The sequence below is a fragment of the Staphylococcus sp. HMSC059F04 genome, from assembly GCF_001812565.1.
GTDB classification, from domain to species: domain Bacteria; phylum Bacillota; class Bacilli; order Staphylococcales; family Staphylococcaceae; genus Staphylococcus; species Staphylococcus lugdunensis.
In genome coordinates this window covers 219,131-225,261 of the sequence record NZ_KV809470.1, presented here as the reverse complement: position 1 = coordinate 225,261, position 6,131 = coordinate 219,131, and the positions used below count along the sequence as shown (strand labels likewise).

Below are 6,131 nucleotides of genomic sequence, written 5' to 3'. Positions count from 1 at the left end.
CGCTATTTTTCTGAGATGCATGTCCAAGACTGTTTTTATCTTTTATTAAACTACTGCTATAAAATTATTTATTTGCAACTTTAGATACATAGTTTGAAGGCTTGTCTTTATCATAAATAGTTAATCCTGTAATATCCTTTGCATATTTAGCTGGAACAACTAAACTGATAAGATATCCAAAAATAAAGGCTATCATAAATGATATAATTGATACATAAAATGGCGAATTGCCTCCACCTATGCCATTAAAGAAATACGCGAAGATTACACCTGAAATAAGTCCAACGAACACTCCAAATGTATTTGCACGCTTTGTAAAGATACCTACCGCAAAGATACCAGCAAGTGGTACACCAAAAAGACCTGTTACTAATAAGAAGAGATCCCATAAGTTATTTGAATCTGCTGCGATTAAATACATAGAGATACCATAACTAAGCAAGCCAGCTATAATAATGACGATACGTGCAAAATTAACTTCGTCCTTGTCACGTCCTTTACCAAAGAAACGATGTTTAATATCTTCTGATATACACGCTGAAATTGAATTCAAACTTGATGAAATTGTAGATTGCGCAGCTGCAAAAATTGCGGCAATCAATAGACCACCTACAAAAGGTGGCATTTCAGTTAAAATGAAATACGGTACAACTGAAGAGGTATTAAATCCCTTAGGTAAGCTATCTTGATGTTGATAAAATGAATACATCATTGTGCCCATACCATAGAAAATAGGTGCAGAAATAAGTGCTAATACACCGTTTGTCCACAATGACTTTTTCGTTTCTTCCATTGAATCTGAAGCTTGATAACGTTGAACAACATCTTGACTAGCTGTGTATTGATGTAAGTTATTAAAAATATTTCCCAGGAAAATAATAGGAATCGATGCTGCTGCAGAATTCCATTTCCAGTTATCTGCACTCATAATCTTTTTATTAGCAATCGCATCATGAATGATTGTGCCAAAACCACCTTTAATTTCAAAGGCGCCTATTAAAATAATCATTAAAGCGCCACCCAATAGAATTACACCTTGGATAAAGTCACTCCATACTACCCCTTCAAATCCACCTAAAAACGTATATAAAATACATAATATTCCTACTAAGCTCGCTACTAAAAATGGATTCATATCTGATACAGATGTAATGGCTAGTGTTGGTAAATAAATCACAATTGCAATACGTCCTAAATGGAAAATGACAAAAAGTAATGAGCCAATAACGCGAACACTTGGTCCAAAGCGCGCTTCTAAATATTCATATGCTGACGTGACTTTTAACTTTTTGAAAAATGGTACGTAAAATGCAATTAAAATAGGTATAATTGCTACAATTGCGATGTTTCCTGCAATATATGCCCAATCCGTTAAAAATGCTTTTTCGGGTGTAGACATAAATGTAATCGCACTTAACGTTGTTGCATAAATAGAAAAGCCAACTGCCCAAGACGGTAAACGACCACTAGCCGTAAAGAAACTATCTGTGCTTTGACTGGCACGTTTAGTAAAATAAGCTCCTACAGCTAACATAATCAATAAATACAGTAGAACTGCGACCCAGTTCCAAAATCCAAATCCTATTTGCTGCATTCACAACACCTCTTAATTTTCAATATTTTGTTTTTACAAGTTGTATTTATTAATTAAGTTGTCTAATGTGGCACGATGCGCTTCATTGAATGGCGCAAATGGGCGTTTTGGCAAACCACCATCGATACCACGCGTTTTTAATATTTCTTTTAAAGTTGGATAAATACCCATCGCTAACACGTTTTGAATAATATCGTTTGTTTCATGTTGAATTTTATACGCTTCTGATACATTGCCTTGTTGCGCTAATTCAAAGATTTGACGCGCACGACGTCCATTTACGTTATATGTTGATCCTATCGCACCATCTACTCCGGATACCGTTGCTTGAACAAGCATTTCATCAAATCCCGATAATATTAATTTATTTGGAAAGGCTTTACGAATACGTTCTAGTAAGAAGAAATTAGGTGCTGTGTATTTCACACCAATCACTTTGTCATGATTAAAGAGTTCCCCAAATTGTTCAATACTAATATTGACACCCGTTAAGTCTGGAATCGCGTATATAATCATGTTATTTTGTGTTGCCTCGATAATGTCGAAATAATATTGTTTAATTTCTTCAAAGCTAAATGGATAGTAAAATGGCGTAACGGCTGATAATGCATCATAACCTAATTCTGTTGCATATTGTCCCAATTCAATTGCTTCATTTAAATCTAATGAACCTACTTGAGCAATTAGTTTTGCTTTATCGCCAACCGCTTCTTTTGCTAATCTGAAAATTTGTTTCTTTTGTTCTTTACTAATTAAAAAGTTTTCTCCTGAACTACCATTTACATATAAACCATCTAAACCTTCTGTTTCAATGGCATTGCGTGCAATTTGTTTTAGTCCCTCTTCTTTAACTTGTCCCTGTTCATCAAATGGAACAAGCAGCGCTGCAAATATGCCTTTCAAGTTGTTATCCATTGTTTATCACTCCAATTTCATTGTTATTCATTCAAAGTTTATTTAGATAATAAATAGACTTAACCATTAACCCAACTTTTACATTAAAATTGTAAACGCTTTCTAATAAGGTTACAATATGTTTTGAAACGTTTTAACATTTTTGTCTTAATTTTATGAAAAATATTTTCAAAACATTAAATATTGTTCTAACTACGAACAACTGTTTATATAATGTTAATTGATAAAGGAGGAATAATAGATGTATAAAATTGCGGTAGACATTGGTGGTACCAATATTAAAATTGCCGTATTTAATACGGACTTAGATATGCTGGCGCATGAATCTATAAAAACACCTGATAATAAGAAAACGTTAATCATTGATACGGTTCATGACTTAATTGCTAAGTATATTCAACATTATCAGCTAGAACGTCCACATATTGGTATTTCAACGGCTGGTGTAGTTGACACTGAACGAAAAGCAATTATTTACGCTGGTCCTACAATTGCAAATTACAATGGTACTGATTTCCAACAACATTTGGGAGATTTGTCTGATCATATTACAGTACATAATGATGTTGATGCAGCGTTGTTAGGAGAACTTGTATTACATAAGTATCCAGAAAGCCATATTTTCTGTTTAACATTAGGCACTGGTATTGGAGGCGCGTTTTACACACAACAACATGGCTTATATACAGGGGCGCGTTATCACGCAAATGAAATTGGCTACTTACTTTACCGTTCAAGCGATGGTTTAGCTTATGAGCAACGGGCTTCAACATCTGCTTTGAAAGCGTTAATTAAAGCATACGGCTTAGATGCAAACATCAGCGTTCCTGCACTTTTTGACCTTGCAGAAGCTGACGACAAGCAATCTGTCCAACTGCTTAATGATTGGGGAAATGCTGTTGCTGAGGGAATTGTGCAAATACAAATCATCTATGATCCAGATTTAATCTTAATTGGTGGTGGTATTTCCTCACAAGGTGACAGGCTTATTCAATATATCGAACCCCATATTCAGCACTATTTACCCCATGGCTACGGAGGCGCTCGACTTCAAACAACACGCACGAAAAACCATGCTGCTTTGTATGGTGCACTTGTTGAATGATAAAGGGAGCAGGACTACGAATTCATTATGAATTCTGTCCCGCTCCCTTATCAATTGGTTCTAGTAATGATGTACCAATCTTTAGCTTATAATCACTATTTACCTAATATTGTCTGTCGTGTATGCTGATAAAGTTGATTCATATGGGGATCGTTTAATAGGAGATAACTGACAATATCCATTAAAAAGAAAGTGGCAATTTGCGTATTAATAAATTGAGAATCATTAATTCGAGATTGATCCGTAGTAATCAGTACTAAGTCTGCCTTTTCAGTAATACTACTACCTTCATAATTCGTTATAACCGCAACATATGCGCCTTGATCATGTGCAATCGCTGCTGCTTCAATTAATTCTATCGTCTCTCCACTATTAGAAATAGCAACAAACATATCTTGCGCTGACAACAAGGACGCCGATATTTTCATCTGATGCGCATCTGTGGACACCATTCCTTTTAAGCCCATACGCATCGTTCGATAATAAAATTCGCTGGCTGTTAACCCAGAACTACCTAAACCAGCATAGTTAATTTGACGTCTTGTTTTTAAATTATGCGCAAAGCGTTTAATCTTTTCCTCAGAAATAAATTCCCCTGTCTGTTGTATAATACGTTGGTGATAACGGTGAATTTGTTGTACTAGTGGCGCATTTTCGACTATTTTTTCAGATTTTTCATGTTGTACACTAAATTTCATATCTTGAAAGTTATCATAGCCTAACTTATTACTGAAACGTGTAATAGTGGCCGGAGACGTACCAATGGCATAAGCAAGAGAATTAATAGTAGAAAAGCGATCATCTAATTCTTGTTCTTGAATAAATGTGACAATTTTGCGATCCATTTTTGTTAGTATGTGCCGACTACGTTGTACTCTATTATCAAATTTCATCATCCTCAGTCCTTTATTCGTATTAACTTGAGTGTAGACTATTTGAAAATCTTTTTCAAAAGTTAAATTTAAATTGATAAAAAATTTCTTAATGATATGATGATATTAACCAATCATTCTAGACCTATCTTTTACAAATTAAACAAAAGTAATTGGAGTGTTTAACATGTTACCACAAGGATTAATTGTTTCTTGCCAAGCTTTACCTGATGAACCATTACATTCATCATTTATTATGTCTAAGATGGCTTTAGCCGCTTATCAAGGAGGCGCAGTTGGCATCAGAGCCAACACTAAAGAAGATATACTCGCGATAAAGCGCGAAGTCAATTTACCAGTTATTGGTATTGTTAAACGAGATTATGCCAATTCGGATGTCTTTATTACCGCAACGTCTAAGGAAGTCGATGAATTGATCGCTAGTGGCTGTGACGTTATTGCGTTAGATGCGACGAAACAAACTCGCCCAAAAGAAACGCTGTCAGAATTAGTTGACTATATTCGACAACATGCACCAAACGTAGAAATTATGGCAGATATTTCGACATTAGACGAAGCTCAGCAAGCAGATAAGTTAGGATTTGATTATATTGGCACAACATTAAGAGGCTATACCTCATATACTAAAGGCCATATTTTATACGAAAATGAATTTGCTTTTTTAAAGGATGTACTGAATTCAGTTTCAGCCAAAGTTATAGCTGAAGGCAATGTCATCACACCAGAAATGTATAAACAAGTGAGTGATTTAGGCGTTTATTGTACTGTCGTTGGCGGTGCAATCACTCGACCAAAACAAATTACCGAACGCTTTATTAAAGCGATAGCTGAAGATTAATTTACACATTTATTTTAAAATTGAATGTCATTGGAGGTGTTTCAAATATGAGAATTTTAAATCTTGGAGACCAGCAAACAGCTAGTCGCTACGTCGCTATAGAATTAATTAAATTACTCCAAGATAAACCTGACGCAATATTAGGTTTAGCAACAGGAGCTACGATGACAAGCGTTTATCCATATTTCACTGATTTATTAGATTTAAATCACATAGATGTCTCTCAAGTGCACACATTTAACCTCGATGAGTATGTTGGTTTAGACGCACATCATGAGCACAGTTATCATCACTATATGCATGAACGCTTATTTGACAACTATTCTGGCTGGAATAAAGCGTTCATCCATATCCCAAATGGTGCGGCAGACAATCTTGAAAGCGAAGCATTGCGCTATGAAACATTATTACAATCGGTTGGTCAACGTGATATTCAACTGTTAGGCATTGGTCAAAATGGGCATATTGGCTTTAATGAGCCAGGAACACCTTTTGATAGTCACACCCGCGTCGTTAATTTGACGACATCCACGATTCAAGCTAATAGTGTGCATTTCTCTAAGTTAGCAGATGTTCCTAAACAAGCCATATCTATGGGTCTAGATAACATCACACGCGCGAAACGTATTATACTATTAGCGTTTGGTGACAAGAAACATGATGCCCTACAAAGATTGATAGATGGACATATTACTGAAGATTTACCTGCGTCTATTTTACATCAACATGAACGTGTAGATGTGATTGTTGATAACGCGCTTTATCAATCATTAAACATTTAGTTGA

General features: G+C 35.3%; 6 protein-coding genes. 3 read left to right on the top strand and 3 right to left on the bottom strand.

Annotated features, from left to right (window positions below; genetic code table 11):
- Positions 1 to 64: 64 nt before the first annotated feature.
- Positions 65 to 1,594 (bottom strand): sodium:solute symporter family protein, encoded by a 1,530-nt coding sequence (locus tag HMPREF2864_RS08045; RefSeq protein WP_002479010.1) that lies wholly within the window; start codon positions 1,592 to 1,594, stop codon positions 65 to 67.
- Positions 1,595 to 1,627: 33 nt separating this feature from the next.
- Entirely contained in the window at positions 1,628 to 2,509 is an 882-nt protein-coding gene (locus HMPREF2864_RS08040) for an N-acetylneuraminate lyase (RefSeq protein WP_002460695.1), read from the bottom strand.
- Positions 2,510 to 2,750: 241 nt separating this feature from the next.
- Between HMPREF2864_RS08040 and HMPREF2864_RS08035 the strand changes: the two genes are divergently transcribed.
- Complete coding sequence (locus tag HMPREF2864_RS08035) at positions 2,751 to 3,614, top strand: ROK family protein (RefSeq protein ID WP_070572173.1); 864 nt, start codon at positions 2,751 to 2,753, stop codon at positions 3,612 to 3,614.
- Between the two features lie 95 nt (positions 3,615 to 3,709).
- Here the strand turns inward: HMPREF2864_RS08035 and HMPREF2864_RS08030 are convergent, their stop codons facing one another.
- Positions 3,710 to 4,507 carry a MurR/RpiR family transcriptional regulator gene (locus tag HMPREF2864_RS08030; protein ID WP_002479011.1) on the bottom strand — a complete coding sequence of 266 codons (798 nt, stop codon included), beginning with the start codon at positions 4,505 to 4,507 and terminating at the stop codon, positions 3,710 to 3,712.
- 166 nt (positions 4,508 to 4,673) lie between these two features.
- Here HMPREF2864_RS08030 and HMPREF2864_RS08025 point away from each other — a divergent pair, with 166 nt between their 5' ends.
- The gene (locus tag HMPREF2864_RS08025) at positions 4,674 to 5,345 is read left to right on the top strand and encodes an N-acetylmannosamine-6-phosphate 2-epimerase (RefSeq protein ID WP_002479012.1); all 672 of its coding nucleotides are present in this window, start codon (positions 4,674 to 4,676) and stop codon (positions 5,343 to 5,345) included.
- 47 nt (positions 5,346 to 5,392) lie between these two features.
- The gene (gene nagB, locus HMPREF2864_RS08020; RefSeq protein WP_002460700.1) at positions 5,393 to 6,127 is read left to right on the top strand and encodes a glucosamine-6-phosphate deaminase; all 735 of its coding nucleotides are present in this window, start codon (positions 5,393 to 5,395) and stop codon (positions 6,125 to 6,127) included.
- Positions 6,128 to 6,131: the final 4 nt, after the last annotated feature.